This window comes from Nocardia fodinahabitans, from assembly GCF_052983615.1.
In genome coordinates, this window is the sequence record NZ_JBRJJC010000001.1 from 6673610 (window position 1) to 6691309 (window position 17700).

The 17700-nt window shown below is 68.8% G+C and carries 18 protein-coding genes; 9 read left to right on the top strand and 9 right to left on the bottom strand.

All coding sequences use genetic code 11. The features are described from left to right. Positions 1 to 6: 6 nt before the first annotated feature. Genes NV348_RS31505 through NV348_RS31520 form a run of 4 tightly spaced genes read right to left on the bottom strand, consistent with a single transcriptional unit; the run spans position 7 to position 2195 of the window. On the bottom strand, positions 7 to 870 hold the full coding sequence (locus tag NV348_RS31505; protein ID WP_447150124.1) for an ABC transporter permease: 864 nt from the start codon (positions 868 to 870) through the stop codon (positions 7 to 9). A 1-nt stretch (position 871) separates the two neighbouring features. Then, positions 872 to 1744 carry an MlaE family ABC transporter permease gene (locus NV348_RS31510; RefSeq protein WP_447150125.1) on the bottom strand — a complete coding sequence of 291 codons (873 nt, stop codon included), beginning with the start codon at positions 1742 to 1744 and terminating at the stop codon, positions 872 to 874. Positions 1745 to 1785: 41 nt separating this feature from the next. After that, on the bottom strand, positions 1786 to 1971 hold the full coding sequence (locus NV348_RS31515) for a hypothetical protein (protein WP_447150126.1): 186 nt from the start codon (positions 1969 to 1971) through the stop codon (positions 1786 to 1788). Then, positions 1971 to 2195, bottom strand: coding sequence for a hypothetical protein (locus NV348_RS31520; RefSeq protein ID WP_447150127.1), 225 nt, complete (start codon positions 2193 to 2195; stop codon positions 1971 to 1973). Before NV348_RS31520 ends, NV348_RS31515 begins: the two co-directional genes overlap by 1 nt. Before the next feature lie 473 nt (positions 2196 to 2668). Between NV348_RS31520 and NV348_RS31525 the strand changes: the two genes are divergently transcribed. Next, complete coding sequence (locus NV348_RS31525) at positions 2669 to 3835, top strand: thiolase family protein (protein ID WP_447150128.1); 1167 nt, start codon at positions 2669 to 2671, stop codon at positions 3833 to 3835. Between the two features lie 5 nt (positions 3836 to 3840). Next, positions 3841 to 4842: an oxygenase MpaB family protein gene (locus NV348_RS31530; protein ID WP_447150129.1), complete on the top strand. Its 1002-nt coding sequence runs from the start codon at positions 3841 to 3843 to the stop codon at positions 4840 to 4842. A 47-nt stretch (positions 4843 to 4889) separates the two neighbouring features. Here the strand turns inward: NV348_RS31530 and NV348_RS31535 are convergent, their stop codons facing one another. After that, positions 4890 to 5654: an oxygenase MpaB family protein gene (locus tag NV348_RS31535; protein ID WP_447150130.1), complete on the bottom strand. Its 765-nt coding sequence runs from the start codon at positions 5652 to 5654 to the stop codon at positions 4890 to 4892. 156 nt (positions 5655 to 5810) lie between these two features. Here NV348_RS31535 and NV348_RS31540 point away from each other — a divergent pair, with 156 nt between their 5' ends. The 5 genes from NV348_RS31540 (at position 5811) to NV348_RS31560 (ending at position 9987) form a co-directional block, all read left to right on the top strand. Continuing rightward, a complete protein-coding gene (locus NV348_RS31540; RefSeq protein ID WP_447150131.1) occupies positions 5811 to 6671 on the top strand; it encodes an oxygenase MpaB family protein in 861 nt (286 codons plus the stop codon). Positions 6672 to 6769: 98 nt separating this feature from the next. Continuing rightward, positions 6770 to 7756, top strand: coding sequence for an AurF N-oxygenase family protein (locus NV348_RS31545; RefSeq protein WP_447150132.1), 987 nt, complete (start codon positions 6770 to 6772; stop codon positions 7754 to 7756). A gap of 73 nt (positions 7757 to 7829) precedes the next feature. Further along, on the top strand, positions 7830 to 9179 hold the full coding sequence (locus tag NV348_RS31550; RefSeq protein WP_447150133.1) for a lipase family protein: 1350 nt from the start codon (positions 7830 to 7832) through the stop codon (positions 9177 to 9179). 101 nt (positions 9180 to 9280) lie between these two features. Further along, positions 9281 to 9520, top strand: a complete 240-nt coding sequence (locus NV348_RS31555) for a hypothetical protein (protein WP_447150134.1) — start codon at positions 9281 to 9283, stop codon at positions 9518 to 9520. Continuing rightward, positions 9505 to 9987 (top strand): hypothetical protein, encoded by a 483-nt coding sequence (locus tag NV348_RS31560; RefSeq protein WP_447150135.1) that lies wholly within the window; start codon positions 9505 to 9507, stop codon positions 9985 to 9987. Before NV348_RS31555 ends, NV348_RS31560 begins: the two co-directional genes overlap by 16 nt. A 74-nt stretch (positions 9988 to 10061) precedes the next feature. On the opposite strand, the gene fadD5 is transcribed toward NV348_RS31560, so the two are convergent. From fadD5 to NV348_RS31575, 3 genes are read right to left on the bottom strand one after another with little or no spacing between them, the layout of a single operon-like run. Beyond that, positions 10062 to 11636, bottom strand: coding sequence for a fatty-acid--CoA ligase FadD5 (gene fadD5 / locus NV348_RS31565; RefSeq protein WP_447150136.1), 1575 nt, complete (start codon positions 11634 to 11636; stop codon positions 10062 to 10064). A 19-nt stretch (positions 11637 to 11655) separates the two neighbouring features. Continuing rightward, positions 11656 to 12462, bottom strand: a complete 807-nt coding sequence (locus NV348_RS31570) for an enoyl-CoA hydratase-related protein (RefSeq protein ID WP_447150137.1) — start codon at positions 12460 to 12462, stop codon at positions 11656 to 11658. Continuing rightward, positions 12459 to 13445: an NAD(P)H-dependent flavin oxidoreductase gene (locus NV348_RS31575; protein WP_447150138.1), complete on the bottom strand. Its 987-nt coding sequence runs from the start codon at positions 13443 to 13445 to the stop codon at positions 12459 to 12461. Before NV348_RS31575 ends, NV348_RS31570 begins: the two co-directional genes overlap by 4 nt. 221 nt (positions 13446 to 13666) lie before the next feature. On the opposite strand from NV348_RS31575, the gene NV348_RS31580 reads away from it, so the two are divergent. Both NV348_RS31580 and NV348_RS31585 read left to right on the top strand, forming a co-directional pair. Continuing rightward, positions 13667 to 15175 (top strand): aldehyde dehydrogenase family protein, encoded by a 1509-nt coding sequence (locus NV348_RS31580; protein WP_447150139.1) that lies wholly within the window; start codon positions 13667 to 13669, stop codon positions 15173 to 15175. Between the two features lie 38 nt (positions 15176 to 15213). Continuing rightward, a complete protein-coding gene (locus NV348_RS31585) occupies positions 15214 to 16359 on the top strand; it encodes an acyl-CoA dehydrogenase family protein (RefSeq protein WP_357349925.1) in 1146 nt (381 codons plus the stop codon). Between the two features lie 52 nt (positions 16360 to 16411). Here the strand turns inward: NV348_RS31585 and NV348_RS31590 are convergent, their stop codons facing one another. Continuing rightward, positions 16412 to 17668: a TetR/AcrR family transcriptional regulator gene (locus NV348_RS31590; RefSeq protein WP_447150140.1), complete on the bottom strand. Its 1257-nt coding sequence runs from the start codon at positions 17666 to 17668 to the stop codon at positions 16412 to 16414. Positions 17669 to 17700: the final 32 nt, after the last annotated feature.

Below are 17700 nucleotides of genomic sequence, written 5' to 3' on the forward strand. Positions count from 1 at the left end.
ATCGACCTATCCCGAGATCCGGAATCCGGGGTCGATGCCCCAGATAGCAAGGGTGAGAAAGAGATTGGTGAAGACCATCACGACGATGACCATCTTGATCGCCCGTCCCGCCGCGACCCCGACACCTTCGGGGCCACCGGCGGCGACGAAGCCGTAGTAGCACTGGATGAAGGCGGCGATCAGGACGAACACCACCACCTTGAACAGCGAGAAGAACACGTCACCGCCGACCAGGAACTGGAAGAAGTAGTGGTCGTAGGTGCCCGCGGTGGTGCCGCCGAGGAACAGCACCGACAGCTTGGTCGCCAGGTAGGCCACCGCCAGGCCCAGCGTGTAGAGCGGGACGATGGTGACCGTGGCCGCGATCATCCGGGTGGTCACCAGGTACGGCAGCGGCCGGATCGCGATCGATTCCAGCGCGTCGATCTCCTCGGAGATCCGCATCGAGCCGAGCTGGGCGGTGAACCGGCAGCCCGACTGGATGGCGAAGGCGAGCGTGGCCAGGATGGGGGCGATCTCGCGCGTAGTGGCGAAGCCGGAGATGGCCCCGGTCAGCGGACCCATGGTGAGCAGGTTCAGCGCGGAGTAGGACTCCATGCCGACAGTGATGCCGCCGAACGCGCACAGCACGATGACGACACCGACGGTGCCACCGCCCACGATCAGCGAGCCGTTGCCCCAGCCGACATCGGCGACCAGGCGCGCGACCTCCTTGCGGTAGTGCCGCAGGGTGAACGGGACGGCGATCAAGGCCTGGAAGAAGACGATCGCCTGGTGCCCGAGCCGCTGATTGGCCTGGACGGGAATCTTGGCGGCCGCGCCGACGGCGCGCACCGGGCGCAGCGCGGGCGGGAGGTACTCGGCGGCCATCTCACACCACCTTCGCGGGGAACAGCGTGTTGTACAGCTGGGTGACGATGATGTTGGTGGCGAACAGCATCAGCGCCGAGGAGACCACCGCCGAGTTGACCGAGTTGGCGACGCCACCGGGTCCGCCCTTGGTGTGCAGCCCGATATCGCAGGCGATGATCGAGGTGAGCGCGCCGAAGATCGCCGCTTTCACGAGCGCGACCAGCAGATCGTTGGCGACCGCGAAGGACGCGAACGAGCTGATGAACGAGCCGGGGGTGCCGTGCTGGGCGTAGACGTTGAACAGGTAGGCGGTGGCGAAGCCGACGAACACGATGAACCCACACAGCAGCATGCTGACCAGCACGGCCGCCGCCAGCCGCGGGGCGACCAGCCGGCGCACCGGATCGACGCCCATCACCTTCATGGCGTCGATCTCCTCGCGGATGGTGCGCGAGCCGAGATCGGCGCAGATGGCCGAGCCGACCGCGCCCGCGATCATCAGCGAGGTGACCAGCGGCGCACCCTGGCGGATGATGCCGAGCCCGGCCACCGCGCCGATGAAGGTGGTCGCGCCGACCTGGTTGACGAGCGCGCCGACCTGGATGGAGACGACGACCGCGACCGGGATCGCGACGAACACCGTCGGCACGGCGGAGACATTGGCCATGAAGGCGCACTGCCGGATGAATTCCTGGAACGGGAATCGCCGCTGCACCAGCGACAGGAACAGCTGGGCGATCGCGGCCCGGCCGAGCAGGACCTGCCTGCCCAGCGTCTCGACCGACTGCTGCGGGTGGCGTTGCCACAGGCCGGTCACACTGTCGGCGATCCGGCCGACCTCGGAGGGTTCCGGCGGCGCGATGCCCGCCGGGGAGTGCTCGGTGGAGGTCACGCCGCACCGAATCCTTTCTTGCCGCGCCGGGGCGCGGCGGTTCAGAGCGTGCTCAGCCAGCGTTCGAGCAGGACGAGGAAGCCGGCGCCCGCGGCGAGACCGACCGCGACCACGCACAGCAGCGTGATCCACATACCCACGCGGAGAACGGGATTGACCTGCGTGCGGCCACCCAGGATCTTGACGACGGTCACCACGATGTCGATGACCCAGACCAGCGCCATCATCAGGTCATCGTCACATTCGCGAAGGTGAGCACCGGCCAGCAGACGATCGATCCGAGGAACGAGATGACCAGGTCGACGCCGTGGAGATCGCGCAGGTGCGCGGTGTGGGTCAGCGTCCAGACGACGCCGACGAGTCCGTACGGGATGCCGATGATGATCAGGGTGCCGAGGAACTCGGAGACCTTCATCTCGTAGCTCAGTAGCCTGTCGAGCCGTCGCAACATGGGGTACCGGTGTTCCTTTCCGCGGGACCGGTGGCAGCGACGGCTGGTGGCCGACGTCGCTGACGGTCCGATGATGTTGCCGAGCATTCTGGACTCGACTGGTACTTCTGTGGCTGATATTCCAGTGAATGCACGGCATATCCGCAGTGGTCGCGGTGCTATGCGTTGATCTCCTCCGTTAAGTTACTACGGATTCTGGCGATTGTGAGCAAAATCGTCGGTAAGGTTTTCGGGGTTCGCCGACCGCTCGGATCGGTGGCCGCATCGGCGCCACGGCTTCGTCGCCCGGCGCCGATGCGATCTCCGCATCGCGCCCCCGGCCGCAGTCGCACGATGCGGAATTGACGGTAACATGACTCGCCGATTGACGTCTACGACGCATGAAGCAGTTGAAATATCGATGAAATCTGGCGGAATCATGATTAACTTAGAGCGTTGAGGCCGCCGACGGTCGGCGGTTGCGCAGGAGGATCATGATGTCCGCGGTCATCGTCGATGTTGTCCGAACGCCGTCCGGGCGGGGAAAGCCCGGCGGCGGCTTGTCCTCGGTCCACCCGGCGACCCTGCTCGCCGGCGTGCTGGCCGAACTGGTCGACCGGACCGGGATCGACCCCGCCCTGGTCGACGATGTGATCGGGGGGTGCGTCACGCAGAGCGGTGAGCAGTCGAGCAACATCACCCGCACCGCCGTGCTGGCGGCGGACTTTCCGGAATCCGTGCCCGCCACCACGGTCGACCGGCAGTGTGGCTCGAGCCAGCAGGCCGTGCACTTCGCGGCCCAGGGCGTGCTCGGCGGCGCGTACGACATCGCGATCGCCTGCGGCGTGGAGTCGATGAGCCGGGCGCCGATGTTCTCCAACGCGCAGGGCAAGGACGCGCTGCGCGGCCCGCTCGCGGTGCGCTACCCGGCCGGCCTGATCGGCCAGGGCATCGCCGCCGAAATCCTGGCCGCCCGCTGGAAACTGGATCGCACCACCCTCGACGAGTTCGCGGCGCGCTCGCACCGGCTGGCGGCGGCCACCGCGGCGGCGGGTGGTTTCGACGCGGAGCTGTCCTCCGCCGGTGTCCTCGACGTGGACGAGACGATCCGGCCCGGCACCACCGTCGAAGCGCTGGCGAACCTGCGGCCCGCCTTCACCGATCCCGCCGCGCTGGAACGGTTTCCGGAGATCTCCTGGTCGGTGACGCCGGGCAACTCCTCGCCGCTGACCGACGGCGCCTCGGCCGCGCTCATCATGAGCGAGCGGGCCGCGGCCAGGCTGGGACTGACCCCGCGCGCGCGGTTCCATTCGTTCGCGGTGGCCGGTGACGATCCGACGCTCATGCTGACCGCGGTCGTCCCGGCGACCCGCAAGGCGCTCGAGCGGGTCTCGCTCACGGTCGACGACATCGACACCTTCGAGGTCAACGAGGCGTTCGCGCCGGTTCCGCTGGTGTGGCAGCACGAGCTCGGCGCGGATCCGGACCGGGTGAATCCGCGCGGCGGCGCGATCGCGCTGGGGCATCCGCTCGGCGGATCGGGCACGCGGCTGCTCGCCACCATGGTCAACCATCTCGAGCAGACCGGCGGTCGCTACGGGTTGCAGACGATGTGCGAGGCGGGTGGCATGGCCAACGCGACGATCATCGAACGGCTGTGACAGCGATGAACACGGCAGCGAAGTCCGGCGAACCCGACTACGACGATCCGACCAGCGAGAGGTACGTGGCCGAGGGGCCGGGCCACGTCCCCGGTCTGGGCAAAAGCCCACTGTCCGAGCCGGATTCGGCGTCACACGCGCCGCTGACGCTCGCGCAGGTGCGGATCCCGCTGCCCGACAGCCACCGTTCGCCGCGCAAGCGGCCCGCGCAACTGGCCGACGCGCTCGACTTCTGGGCGTTCGCCGGTGCGGCCGCGAACGTCGCGATGCAGTTCGCCCATCGCGGGGTCGCGGCGGGGGTGATGGAGAGCCCGGTCGAGTCGGGGGCGCTGATGGTGCACCCGTGGAAGCGGTTGCGAACCACCGCGTCCTATCTGGCGGTCGCGGTGCTCGGCTCCGACGAGGAGAAGCGGGCGATGCGCGAGGCGGTGAACGTCGCCCACCGGCAGGTGCGATCGGGGCCGAACTCGAAGGTGAAGTACAACGCCTTCGACCGCAATCTGCAGCTGTACGTGGCGGCGGCGATCTACATCGGCTACGAGGACACCCATCAGCTGCTGTGCGGCAAGATGACCGAGGCGGAGCTCGAGCAGTTCTACCAGGGCGCCGACACTTTCGGCACGACTCTGCAGGTCCATCCCGACATGTGGCCCAAGACCCACGCCGAGTTCGACGAGTATTGGGTCCAGGCGTGTCGAGAGGTGGTCTGCGACGACGACTTCCGTACCTATATCGACGACCTGCTGCACCTGCGGATGATCCACTGGTCGCTGCGTCTGCTGCTGGGTGGGCTGCTGAGGTTCCTGACGGCGGGGTTCCTGCCGCCGCATTTCCAGGAGCAGATGGGCGTGCGGTGGAGCGCCTCGGATCAGCGGCGGTTCGAGAATCTGTTCCTGTTCGTCGGATTCGTCAATCGGTTCATCCCGCGGTTCATCCGGTTCTCCGGCACCAACGCGATGATGGCCGACGTGCGGCGCCGGATCCGTAAGCACAAGGCGATCATCTGACCCGCCGGAGGGAGGGGGCCGCCGGCTCGACGAGCCGGCGGCCCCGGTCATCGCACGGTCCGCGCTCTGGCCTGTGACACAGAGCGAATTCGCTGGGGCGCCATGGTGAATCCGGTGCGCGCGGTGAGCGCGACGGCACGCAGGGCGGCGGTGTCGGCCGGTGTCGGCCGGACGTCGAACAGCGCGAGCGCGCGTGGATGTTGCATCGCCCGGGCGGCGCCGACGGGCAGATACCGGACGATCCAGGCATCAGGTCGCAGGACCTGATCGCGGAATTCGTGCGCGGCGGGGCCGACGCGCAGCTGGGTCGCGCAGGCGTCGGCGAAGTACTCGGCGAACTCCGGCCGGGTGCGGGGGAGCAGCCGATCGCTGACGCCGTAGGTGCGGTACCAGGCGCGGGTCTCCCGGTAGAGCTGGTCGCGGTCGTCGGCGGAGAGCGCGGGACCGAAGAGGTCGGCGGCGGTCATCAGCGTCTCGACGTAGGTGGCGTGCTGGAACAGGAAGACCTCGGGGTGCAGCGCGTGGTACCGCTGTCCGTGGTCGTCGACGCCCTTCACGTGTTCGTGGGCGAAGCGGATCACCGAGTCCGCCGCCCGGCCCGAGTGCGCCAGATAGATCAGCTGCGAGACGGTGCGCTTCTTGTGTTCCCACAGGCGGTTCGGTGCGTGGTCGAGCAGCCCGGTCGCGATGACGGGGTGCAGTACCTGCAGTCCGACCGCGCGCGGCAGCGTCAACAGGAATCGCCGATCGCCGAGGTGACGCCGTAGTAGCGGTCCGGCCTGCCCGGTCATGAATACCCCCTCGGTCGTCATGCGAGCATTAAGTTACTATATATTCTGCTAGCCGAGTAGGCATATCGCGTGCGAAGCCTCATGTATGTGACATGTGATTCTGGACCTGTCTTGTGCAACTGGCCGCGATGATGAGAGTCTGAATGTGAAGATCTCTCACTCTCTTGGAGGTTGGTCGTGTCACAGCCCCGCGCGGCAGCGCAGCCGCAGCATCCCGTCGACGACGATGCCGAGCGCAGGCGTCGCTACCTGATCGGCGCCGGTGCGATCCTCGGCGGTCCCGCCAATGTCGTGATGCAGCTGAGCCTGCTTCCGGTCGGCCGGGGAGTGGTGGAGAGCACGGTCGAATCCGGGAGCTATGCGACGAATCCGGGCAAGCGCGCCAAGACGACCTTGACCTACCTCGCGGTGGCGATGCTCGGCACCGACGAGGACCGGGCCGTGTTCCGGGAGGCGGTCGGCACTTCGCATCGACAGGTGCGCAACCGGCCGGGCGGGCCGGTGAAGTACAACGCCTTCGATCCACGGCTGCAGCTGTGGGTCGCCGCGTGCATCTACCGCGGTACCCGCGACAGCCTCGAGCTGCTGTTCGGCGAGCTGGACGAGACCTTCGCCGACGAGCTGTACCAGGACTCGGCGCGGTTCGGGACGACGCTGCAGATGCCGGCGGAGATGTGGCCCGCGGATCGTGCCGCCTTCGACCGTTACTGGGACTCGATGCTCGGTGAGCTCGCGCTCGATGCCGAGGTTCGTGGGTACCTGCTCGACAACGTCGTCGATCTGGGGCCACAGCCCTGGATCATCCGGATCGCCGGGCGGCGGATCAATCGGTTCTTCGTCACGGGGTATCTCCCGCAGCGCTTCCGCGACAGCCTCGGATTGGTCTGGAGCCCGCGTCGTCAGCGCGCGTTCGAGCTGATCATGCGGAGTTTCGGGCGCGTGCTCGCGGTGCTGCCGCAGGGTTGGCGATGCCAGCCGTTCCCGCGGCTGGTCGTCGATATGCGTCAGCGCAGGGCGGCGGGGAAAGCGCTCGTCTAGCGGGGTGGCAAGGTAGGTGTAACGCGAAGTAGCGCCAACCCTTGTATGGTACTGCCGGTACCACTAAACTGGAGGCAGCACCTACTGAGGAGACACCGATGACGTTGTCCACCGCCGCCAAGCGTCCGGGTGAGCCCGGATACCACGAGATCCTGCGCAGTCTGTCCGAGGGATCTGTGACCAAGCATTTCGACCCGTATGTCGACATCGACTGGGACTCACCGGAGTTCGCCGTCCACTCCGACGATCCGCGCTGGATCATGCCCGACGAGGACCCGCTGGGCCGCCATCCCTGGTACAAAGCCCAGCCCGTCGACAAGCAGATCGCGATGGGGATGTGGCGTCAGGCGGGAATCGCCAAGGTCGGCCTGGATTTCGAGCAGCTGCTGATCCGTGGGCTGATGCAGTACCTGATCTCGGTGCCCAACGGTGATCCGGAGTTCCGCTACGTCACCCACGAGGCGGCCGAAGAGTGCAACCACACGATGATGTTCCAGGAGATGATCAACCGGATCGGCTATCGCGATGTGGTCGGTATGGGCAGCATCGACCGCAAACTGACCATGATCATCTGGCCCGCGGTGAAGTACTTCCCCGAACTGTTCTTCACGATGATTCTGGGCGGCGAGGAGCCGATCGATCATCTGCAGAAGTCGCTGCTGCGCGGTGGTGTGGACATGCATCCGATGGTGCAGCGGGTCATGCAGATCCATGTCGCCGAGGAGGCGCGGCACATCTCGTTCGCGCACGAATACCTGCGCCGCAATGTGCCCGGGATGAATCCGATCACGAAAACCGTGCTGTCGGTGGCCTTCCCGATCGCCATGCGGGTGATGCTGTCGATGATCGCGACGCCGCCGAAGGAATTCGTGGACAAGTTCGGCATCCCGGACGAGGTGATGCGCGAGGCGTACTGGGGCAGCGCCGAGTCGCAGGCCACCAAGCGGGACGTCTTCGGTGACGTGCGTGCGCTGGCTGTCGGCACCGGACTGATGAACCCGGTCGCCAAGCTCACCTGGCGCCTGCTCGGCATCGACGGCGCGGCGTCGCGCTATCGCAGCGAGCCGGCCCGCAGGGCCGCGTGACCACGACGATCCGCCCCGACGGGCCGGTCAGCGTGACCGGCCCGCCTTCCACACCGTTCTCTGGAGTACACCGTTGACTGCCGACCCCACCCGATCGCGCGCCGAGTTCTGGACGGCCCCTGCCTGGGCCGTCCTGCCTGACAACGACCCGTTCTATCAGCCACGGGCCGGATTCGAGCAGCTCGCCGAGGGCACGATCCTGCGGTCGCGTCCGGTCGAGCTCGCCGCCTTCGGGTTGATCCCGCTGAAGGTGTCCGCGTGGCAGTTGCTGTATCGCACCACCGACCTGAACGGACGACCCGAGGCCGCGGTGACGACGGTGATCGCCCCGGCCGGCGGCGCCGGACCCGCGAGACCGCTGCTGTCGTTCCAGTGCGCGATCGACGCCGTGTCCACGCGTGGGTTCCCGTCCTACGCGCTCCAGCGCGGCTCCCGCGCGATCGGGACGTTCGCCCACGTCGAGCTGCTGTGTTTCGCCGACGCGCTGAGCCGGGGCTGGGCCATCTCCATCCCGGACCACGAAGGGATGCTCGGCGCCTGGGGCGCCCCGCGCGAGCCCGGCTACCGCGCGCTCGACGGCGTCCGCGCCGCGCTGTCCTTCGCGCCGCTCGGCCTGGACCCGCAGGCGCAGGTGGGACTGTGGGGGTACTCCGGCGGGGGTCTGGCGACCTCGTGGGCGGCGGAGATGGCGCCCACCTACGCGCCGGAGCTCGACATCGTCGGCGCGGTCCTCGGCTCCCCGGTGGGTGATCTGCTCTCGACTTTCCACCGGCTCAACGGCAGCCTGCACGCCGGCCTGCCGACACTGGTCGTGGCCGCGCTGCGCCGGGTGTATCCGGCCTTCGACGCCGTCCTCGGCGAGCACGTCAGCGAGGCGGGGCACGCCGTGCTCGAACGGGCCGCCCGCTCGAGCACCGGCGCGTCGGTGCTGCGCCTGGCGCGCTACAGCGTCGACCGGCACACGGCCATGCCGATCGCCGAACTGCTCGCGCTCGAGGAGCTGGTGGCGGTGTTCGCCGATGCCGAACTGGGCACCCGGGCACCGTCGGTGCCGCTGCTCGTCGTGCAGGCGGTGCACGACCAGATCATCGCGACCGCCGATATCGACGCCCTGGTGGCCCGTTATCGCGCCCACGGCGCGCACGTCACCTACCTACGCGACCGGCTCAGCGAGCACATCACGCTGCTGGCGTTGTCGACGCCGCTGAGCCTGAACTGGCTCGGCGACCGGTTCGCCGGCGTGCCCGCGACACCGTCGCAGACCCGCACGGTGTGGAGCGTGCTCGGGCTGCCCGCGGGCCGTCACGGCCTGGCCGGGTTCGTCCGGGCGGCCGCGCAGGTGCTGTTCGGGCGGCCGCTCACCGATCCGGCGACCCGGCCCGCCGCCGGTACGCGGGCAGGTGCGGATCGCCACGCGGCGTGACGAATCGACAGGTGACGACCGCCGTGCGGCGGTAGCGGGTGAGTGAGGGGTTCTGTGGTGCCGGGGATCCTGGCGGACGCGCGGCGCGCAGTGCGCAATGTGTGGTCGGTGTCGTTCGGGGGCGGGCTCGAGTCGTCGCGGCCCGCGCCGTCGACCTCATCGGCTGGTCGCTCGGCGGCGCGATGGCGCTGCTCACCGCAGCGGCCCACCCCGACCTGCCGATCGGCTCGATCACCGGCCTGGCCACCCCGATCGATCAGGCTCGTACCCCGATGCTGATGCCTTTCGGTGGGCCGGCCGGGTCACCGGCGGCCGCGAGATGGCCGTGGCCACCCGACTGATGGGTGGGATTCCCGAGGAGTTCGTTCAGCTCGGCTTCCGGTTGCAGGCCATCGACCGCGAGCTCGCCCGGCCGATGTTCCTGCTCCGCAACGCCTTGGACACCGAGGCGCTGGCCCGGATGGAAGCCACCGATCGCTTCATGTCCAGCATGCCCGGCTATCCCGGCCGCTCGTACTGGCAGATCTACCGCAGCCTGGTCCTGCGCAACGAACTGGCCCGCGGGTCGATCCGGCTGCGCTCGGACCTGGTGATCGGGCTGGCCAAGGTCACCTGCCGGGTGCTGCTGGTCGGCAGCCGTGCCGACCTGGTCGTGCCCGCCCGTGCCGTGCGGCGCGGGCTCGACATCCTGCCCAATGCTGCCGAAACCCGCTTCGTGGACGTCCCCGGCGGTCACCTGGGCCTGCTCGCCGGTCCGGCCGCCGCCGACACCACCTGGCCGGCGATCGAGGAATTCCTCGGCAGCTGACCGCGGACCCACCCGGCCGAACGGCCCCGGCGGACTCGTCGCACGGAGTCCACCGGGACCTTCGCCAGGTTCCCTCAGCTGCTGGCGACGGGCGCCGAACCGTGCAGCTTGCGCAGTTCGTGCTTGACGACCTTGCCGCCGGCATTGCGCGGCAGGGTGTCCACCACGACGAGGTCCTTCGGGTGCTTGTAGCGGGCCAGGTGGGCGTTGAGATGCGCCTCGAGATCGGCGAGGCCGATCGCCTCGGCATCCTCGACGGCGACGATCGCCACCGGCACCTCGCCCCACTTGTCGTCGGCCCGGCCGATCACCGCGGCCTCGCGGATGCGGGGATGGCTGAAGAGCACATTCTCGACCTCGGCACAGTAGATGTTCTCGCCGCCGGAGATGATCATGTCCTTCTTGCGGTCGACGACGTAGACGAACCCCTCCTCGTCCCGGCGGACCAGATCTCCGGAGTGGAACCAGCCCCCGGCGAACGCGTCGGCGGTGGCACGCGGATTGTTCCAGTACTCGCGCATCAAGGTCGGTCCGCGATAGACGATTTCGCCGATCTCGCCGGGCGCGACATCGTTCATCTCGTCGTCCACGATCCGGGTGGCGATGGTCGGGATCGGCTTGCCGACCGAGCCGAGCTTGCGGATCGCGTCCTCGCCGTCGAGCACACAGGTGATCGGTGACATCTCGGTCTGCCCGAAGACGGCCACATTGAGCGCGTCCGGGAAGGTCTCGGCCATGGCGCGCAGGACCGTGTCCGAGGCGGGCGCGGCGCCCCAGCTGATCACCCGCAGGCGCAGATCACGCTGTGGCACCGAGGGATCGGCGCACACGATCTGCCACTGGGCCGGGACCAGGAACACCGAGGTGGCCCGTTCCCGCTCCCAGGCATCGAGGACCTCGGTGGCGTCGAAGGCCTTGAGCGGATGGATCACCGTCAGCGAACCGAGGACGAAACAGGAAGCGATCGAACCCAACCCGGCGATGTGGAACAGCGGTGACGCGCAGAACGCGATGTCGTCGGGGCTGTAGCGCATGGCGCGGATACAGGTGAGTGCCTGGGCATTCATGTTGAGGTGGGTCAGCACCGCGCCCTTGGGGTTTCCGGTGGTACCGGAGGTGTACATGATCAGCGCGGCGGTGTCCTCGGGCACGTCGAGCGGCTCGTGCGGCTCGCCTTCCTCGGCGAGCAGGTCGTCGTAGCCGAGCATGCCCTCACAGGTGCCGACGCCGACCACGACGCGGGTGTCGAGCCCGCCGGTCTGCGCCGCGACCGCGGTGACCAGCGGGGCGAACATCGCCTCGGTGATGATCGTCGCGGCGCCGCTGTCGGTGACCAGGTAGGCGATCTCGGGCGGGGTGAGCCGGAAGTTCACCGGGACCGCGATGGCGCCGAGCGTGTTGATGGCGAACACCGATTCGATGTACTCGGTGTTGTTGAGCATCAGGATCAGCACCCGATCGCCGGCACCGACACCGCGCCGGGCCAGGGCGTCGGCGAGTTTCTGCACCCTTTCGTGCAGCTCACGCCAAGTGGTCGTCTCGCCGAGGTAGCGCAGCGCGGGCGCCTCCGGGATGGCGGTGGCGTGGATCGCGATCTGGTTCATCCAGTGATTGCGTCGCGAGCGCATCGGTTCTGCGGCAGTGGACATCGTCGTCTCCTCGAGGGAACTAGGCCGGGTCGGCGATCGGGCGGGGAGCGCCGGCGAAATTCGGGGCGCGGCGGGTCAGCATCGCGGTCATCCCCTCCAGGAAGTCGGCGGAGGTGAGTAGTTCGGTCTGGCCGTGCTTTTCTCGCGCGAGCGCCCCGTCGAGCTCGGACAGCGTCGCGGCGTTGATCGCGGCCTTGGTGAGCTCGAGCGCCCGCCGGGGACCCGTCGCCAGCTTCGCGGCCACCGCGTCGACGTGGTCGGTGAGATCCGCGGCGGGCACGCTGCCGGTGATCAGGCCGGCCGTGGCGGCCTCGGTGGCGGGCAGGCGGGCGCCGAGCAACGCCAGCTCCGCGGCCCGCGCCCGGCCCATCGCCGCCGCCACCATCGCCGTCGCGCCGCCGTCGGGCATCAGGCCGATGGAGGTGAACGGCAGTAGCAGGTAGGTGTCGTCGGCGGCGTAGACGAGATCGGCGGCCAGCGCGATCGAGGCGCCCACCCCGGCGGCGGGCCCGTTGACCTGCGCGATCACCGGCAGGGGGGAGTCGACGATCGCGCGGATCACGCCGTTGGCGGTGTCCATGACCAGCTCCGGCGACGCCTCGTTGCCGCCCGCGGCGGCCGCCGCGGCGAGGTCGGCGCCGGTGCAGAACGCCTTGCCCGCGCCGGTCAGCACGATGACCCGGGTGGTCGGCTCCGTGGCGGCTGCCGTGATCGCCGCGGACAGTTCGGCCATGGTCGCGAGGTCGATCGCGTTCATCCTGGCCTGGCGATCGATCGTGATGCGCAGGACACCGTGCTCGGCGTCGACGTGCAGGCTCTCGCTCATCGGGCGACCGCCTCGACGATCGTGCCGGCCAGCCGGCCCGCGATCAGGTCCTCGGCCTCGCGCACGATGCGCGCGACCAGGTCGCCACAGGTAGGGATGTCGTGGATCAGGCCCTGACACTGGCCGACGCTCCAGATGCCGGCGTCGACATCGCCCTCCTCGTAGACCTTGCGGCCCCGCGCGCCCGCGACCAGCTCGCGCACATCGGCGAAAGTGCCGCCGCCGCGCTCGATCTCGACGACCTGGCGGCTGACAGCGTTGTCGGCGACCCGGGCGGTGTTGTTCATGGTGCGGAAGATCAGCTTGGTGTCGAGCTCGGTGTTGGCGACGATCTGCTCCTTGACCGCGTGCGCGATCGGCGACTCGACAGTGCACAGGAACCGGGTGCCCATGTTGACGCCGTCGGCGCCCAGCGCCATCGCGGCGACCAGGCCGCGCGCATCGGCGATACCGCCCGAGGCGATCATCGGGATCTCGAGCTCCCGCGCGGCGGCGGGGATCAGGACCAGGCCGGGGGTGTCGTTCTCGCCGGGGTGACCGGCGCATTCGAAGCCGTCGATGCTCACGCCGTCGACGCCGACCTGCTGCGCCTTGAGTGCGTGCTTGACGCTGGTGCACTTGTGCAGCACCTTGATCCCGGCGTCCTTGAGGAAGGGCAGGTGGGTGGCCGGATTGCCGCCCGCGATCTCCACGATGGGCACACCGCCGTCGATGATCGCCTGCCGGTACTCCTCGTACGGCGGCGGCGTGATGGACGGCAGGATCGTCAGATTCACCCCGAACGGCTTGTCGGTGAGGTCCCTGGTGCGGGCGATCTCCTCGCGCAGCGCCTGCGGTGTGGGCTGGGTCAGGCCGGTGACGATGCCAAGGCCGCCCGCGTTCGACACGGCCGCGGCGAGCTCGGCTCGGCCGACCCACATCATCCCGCCCTGCACGATCGGGTGCTCGACACCGAAAGCCTCGGTGAATCGGGTGCGCAACATCGCGCCCTCCCTCCGGATTCGACGTTCCCGTCGCTCGCAGTCCGCTGGGAGTGCTTTGCAACCGACGAGAACCATGATTAACTTAACGAGAATTGTGATTAACTTAACGGCGGTCGGCGGGACCTGTCAACAGTCCGCGCCGCCCCGTTGCATCCCAGGAGTGTCCTGCTCGGCCGTCCGGCCGCAGGATGACCACCGAGTTGGCTGAAGGATGGTCGAGGATGACCGAAACCCCCACTACCGCACCTATTTCTGCGACAATGATCGCCACTGCCAACCCGGCCACCGGCGAACCGGTCGGCAGCTGGCCGGTCGACGACGCCGCCGCGGTCGTCGCCGCGGTCGAGCGCGCTCGCGTGGCAGCGCAGACCTGGCGTGAACTCGGGTTCACGGAGCGGAAGCGGGCCTTACAACGGTGGGCTGCCCACCTCGTCGTCCATGTCGACGAGTTCTGCGCGCTGATCAGCGCCGAGAACGGCAAGACCGCCGACGACGCCTACCTCGAGGTGGTCACCGCCGTCGAACACCTGAACTGGGCCGCGGTGAACGCGCGCAAGGTCCTGGGGCCGAAGAAGGTGTGGCCCGGGATGATGATGGCCAACCACGAGGCCGTGATCGAGCAGCGACCGCACGGTGTGGTGGGCGTGATCGGGCCGTGGAATTACCCGGTGTACACGCCGAACGGCTCGATCGCCTACGCGCTGGCCGCGGGCAATACCGTCGTCTTCAAGCCCAGCGAGCTGACCACCGGCGTCGGCCACTGGTACGCCGACGCGTTCGCCGCGGCGAATCCCGCGCTGCCCGAGGGCATTCTGAGTGTGGTGTCCGGCCCGGGGGAGACCGGCCGCGCGCTGGTCGAGTCGGGCGTCGACATGATCGCGTTCACCGGGTCGACCGCGACGGGCAAGCGGATCATGGCGGCCGCCGCCGCGCGGCTCACCCCGGTCGTGCTGGAATGCGGCGGCAAGGACGCCGCGATCGTCGCCGAGGACGCCGACCTCGCGGCCGCCGCCGACGCGATCGCCTGGTCGGCGATGGCCAATTCCGGGCAGACCTGTGTGGGCACCGAGCGCTGCTACGTCGTCGCCTCCGTACTCGACGAGTTCCTGGCCGAGCTGACCGAGCGGGTCACCGACCTCAGGCCGGGCTCCGGCAAGGACGCCTCCTACGGTCCGATGACGCTGCCGAGCCAGGTCGACGTGATCAGCAGACATGTCGAGGACGCGCTGGCCGAGGGCGGCACCGCCCTCGTGGGCGGGCCGGAATCGATCGAGGCGCCGTTCGTCGGCCCGATCGTGCTGCTCGATGTGCCGGAGGACTCGATCGCGGTCCGGGAGGAGACCTTCGGACCCACGCTCACCGTGCGCTCGGTGCGCACTGTCGAGGAGGCGATCGAGTTGGCCAACGCCTCGGCGTACGGGCTCGCCTCGTCGGTGTTCTCGCGCAAGCGCGGCATGGAGATCGCCCGGCGGTTGCGTGCCGGCGCGACCTCGGTGAACAGCCCGGCTGCCTACGCGGCGATCCCGGCGCTGCCGTTCGGCGGCGTCGGTGAGTCCGGGATCGGCCGCATCCACGGCGCCGCCGGCCTGCTCGGGTTCACCCGGCCGCATTCGATCGCCCGGCAGCGCTTCGTGATTCCCGGCATGGCGCTGCTCTCGTTCGCCCGCACCGAGTCGACGCTGTCGACGGTGCGCAAGCTCACCGCTCGCCGCTTCGGACGAGCCAAGTAGACCCATCCATCGATCGGTACGGAAAGAAGAGGGACAGTATGGGCGTCGAATTCAGCCCGGAACAGAAGGATTTCGCCGCGGCCGTTGCCGCGTTCGCCAAGCGCGAGGCGGGGACCCGGGAACAGCGTGACGCGCTGACCGATCACGACCGGGAACAGCACAACCCCGGCGTGTACGCGAAGATGGCCGAGCTCGGCTGGCTGGGTTTGACGGTGCCCGAGGAGTACGGCGGCTCGGATGCCTCGATGGTCGACATGTGCATCCTGCTCGAGGAATCGCTGCGCGGGATGCTGCCGATCGGCGCGATCGGCCCGACCCTGATCACCGGTGGCGCCTACGCCAAGTTCGGCACCGAGGCGCAGAAGGACAATGTGCTGCGCGGCATCGTGCGCGGTGCGTCGCAGTCGATCTCGATGTCGGAGCCCGAGGCGGGTTCGGATGTGGGCAACCTGTCGACCAAGGCGGTCAAGACCGCCGACGGCTGGCTGATCAACGGCCAGAAGACCTGGTGTTCCAACGCCCACATCTCCGAGAACATCCTGCTCGTGGCCCGCACCTCGAAGGAGGGCGGCAAGCACGAGGGCATGACGATGTTCCACGTGCCCGCCGACACCCCCGGTCTGCAGATCTCGCCGATCGAACTGATGGGCAATCAGAAGGAGACCAACGACCTGTACTTCACCGACTGCGTGCTGCCCGAAGACGCGGTGGTCGGTGAGGAGGGCAACGGCTGGCGTCAGCTGATGACCGGGCTCAACTTCGAGCGGCTCATCCTCGCGGCCATGAGCCTGGGCGCCGCCGAGCGCGCGTTCGAGGACACGATCGCCTTCGTCACCCAGCGCAAGCAGTTCGGCCGGCCGGTCGGCTCGTTCCAGTCGCTGCGGCACCGCCTCGCCGATCTGGCCACCGAGATCGAATGCACCAAGCTGCTGATCTACAGCGTGGCCAAGGAAGCCGACGCGAACCCGACCAAGGTGCTGGCCCGGGAGGCGTCGATGGCGAAGTTGAAGGCTACCGAGGTCAGCAAGCGGGTGGCGCTGGAAGGCATGCAGATGATGGGCGGCTACGGCTACGCCCGCGAATTCGACATGGAGAAGCACGTCCGCGGTGCGCTCGTGTCGACCATTTTCGGTGGTACCAGCGAGATCCAGCGCGACATCATCGGCCGCACCCTGGGTCTGTAGCGGTTCACCGACCCCCTCGCCGCCGCTCCCTCTCTCCGGCGGCGGCGAGGGGTCAGGCGTGGCCGAACAGGGTGGTGCGGTGCAGGGTGGTGACTCGGTTGCGGGGGGCGATGCCGTCGTCGCCGAAGGCGCGGCCGAGGTCGACGACCAGGGCGAAGCCGGCGTGGACGAGGATGCGGGCCTCGGCGTCGGAGAGCTCGGGGCGGACCCCGACCAGGAGTTTGGTCCATTCGGCGATGACGAGCTGCTGGATGTGGTGCAGGGTGACCCGGTCCTCGGCGGCGACATTGCCGAATTCGGCGTAGTACACGTAGGTCAGCGCCCGTTCCGCGAAGGAGCCCTCGACGTACAGGTCGATCAGGCCCGACAGGGCGTCGGCGGGGGTGGCCGACGCCGCGACCATCGGGCCGATCGCGCCCGAGACGATGTCGGCCGCGCGGCGGAACGCGGCGGCGAGCAGGTCGCTCTTGCTGCGGTAGTAGCGGTACACGGCCGAGGCGGTGGCCAGGTCGGCGGCGGTGGCGATGTCCTCCACACTGACGTTCTGGTAGCCGCGCTCGTGGAACAGCTCGACCGACTTCGTCAGCAGCACTTCGTGCATGAACGGCGAACCGGGCTCCGGCTCCGCCGAGGGCAGCGCGGGCTCGGGTGCGGGCAATTCGACGTCGATCAGCGCTCGGCAGGTTCCGGCGAGTAGGGGCGTGAGCAGCCGGGTCGGCAGGGTCGCGTGGTGATCGCCGATGCTGCTGACCACACTGAACACCGCCACCGAGCGGACCGCGACATCGCCGCGGGCGAGTCCGGGGTGCACCTCACGGACGATGTCGCCGAGCAGGCGAACGGCCTCGGCGAACTTGTCGTCGAGCGCCCGGCGGTCCTCGTCGTCGAGATAGCGGCGCTCCCAGCGGACCAGCGCCGTGGTCGACCGGTTGCCGATGGTCTTGGCGATGATGGCGTCGATGACGTGATCGAGGCGTTCCCGGGGTGTCCAGGCGTCGGCGTCCGGGGGCAGGGTCACCGCCTGCACGGTCACCTCGGCCAGCCGGAACAGCTCCTCGCGGAACAGCGCGTACTTGCTGCGGTAGTGCCGATACAGCGCCGCCGAACTGATCCCGAGCCGACCGGCGATGTCCTCCATGCTCACACCGTGATATCCGTGCGCACCGAACGCGGTGGCCGCTTCCGCCGCGATCTGGGCGCGCCGGTTCTTCGGCCGCCGCCGCACCACCCGCTCCGGCGCAGCCGTCTGCGTACCGGCCTCGGGCGTCTTCGTCTCGGCCCGCTGCTCGGTATGGTCGGTGACGCTCATGGATCGATCGTACGGAGCCGCGCGTGTCGCCC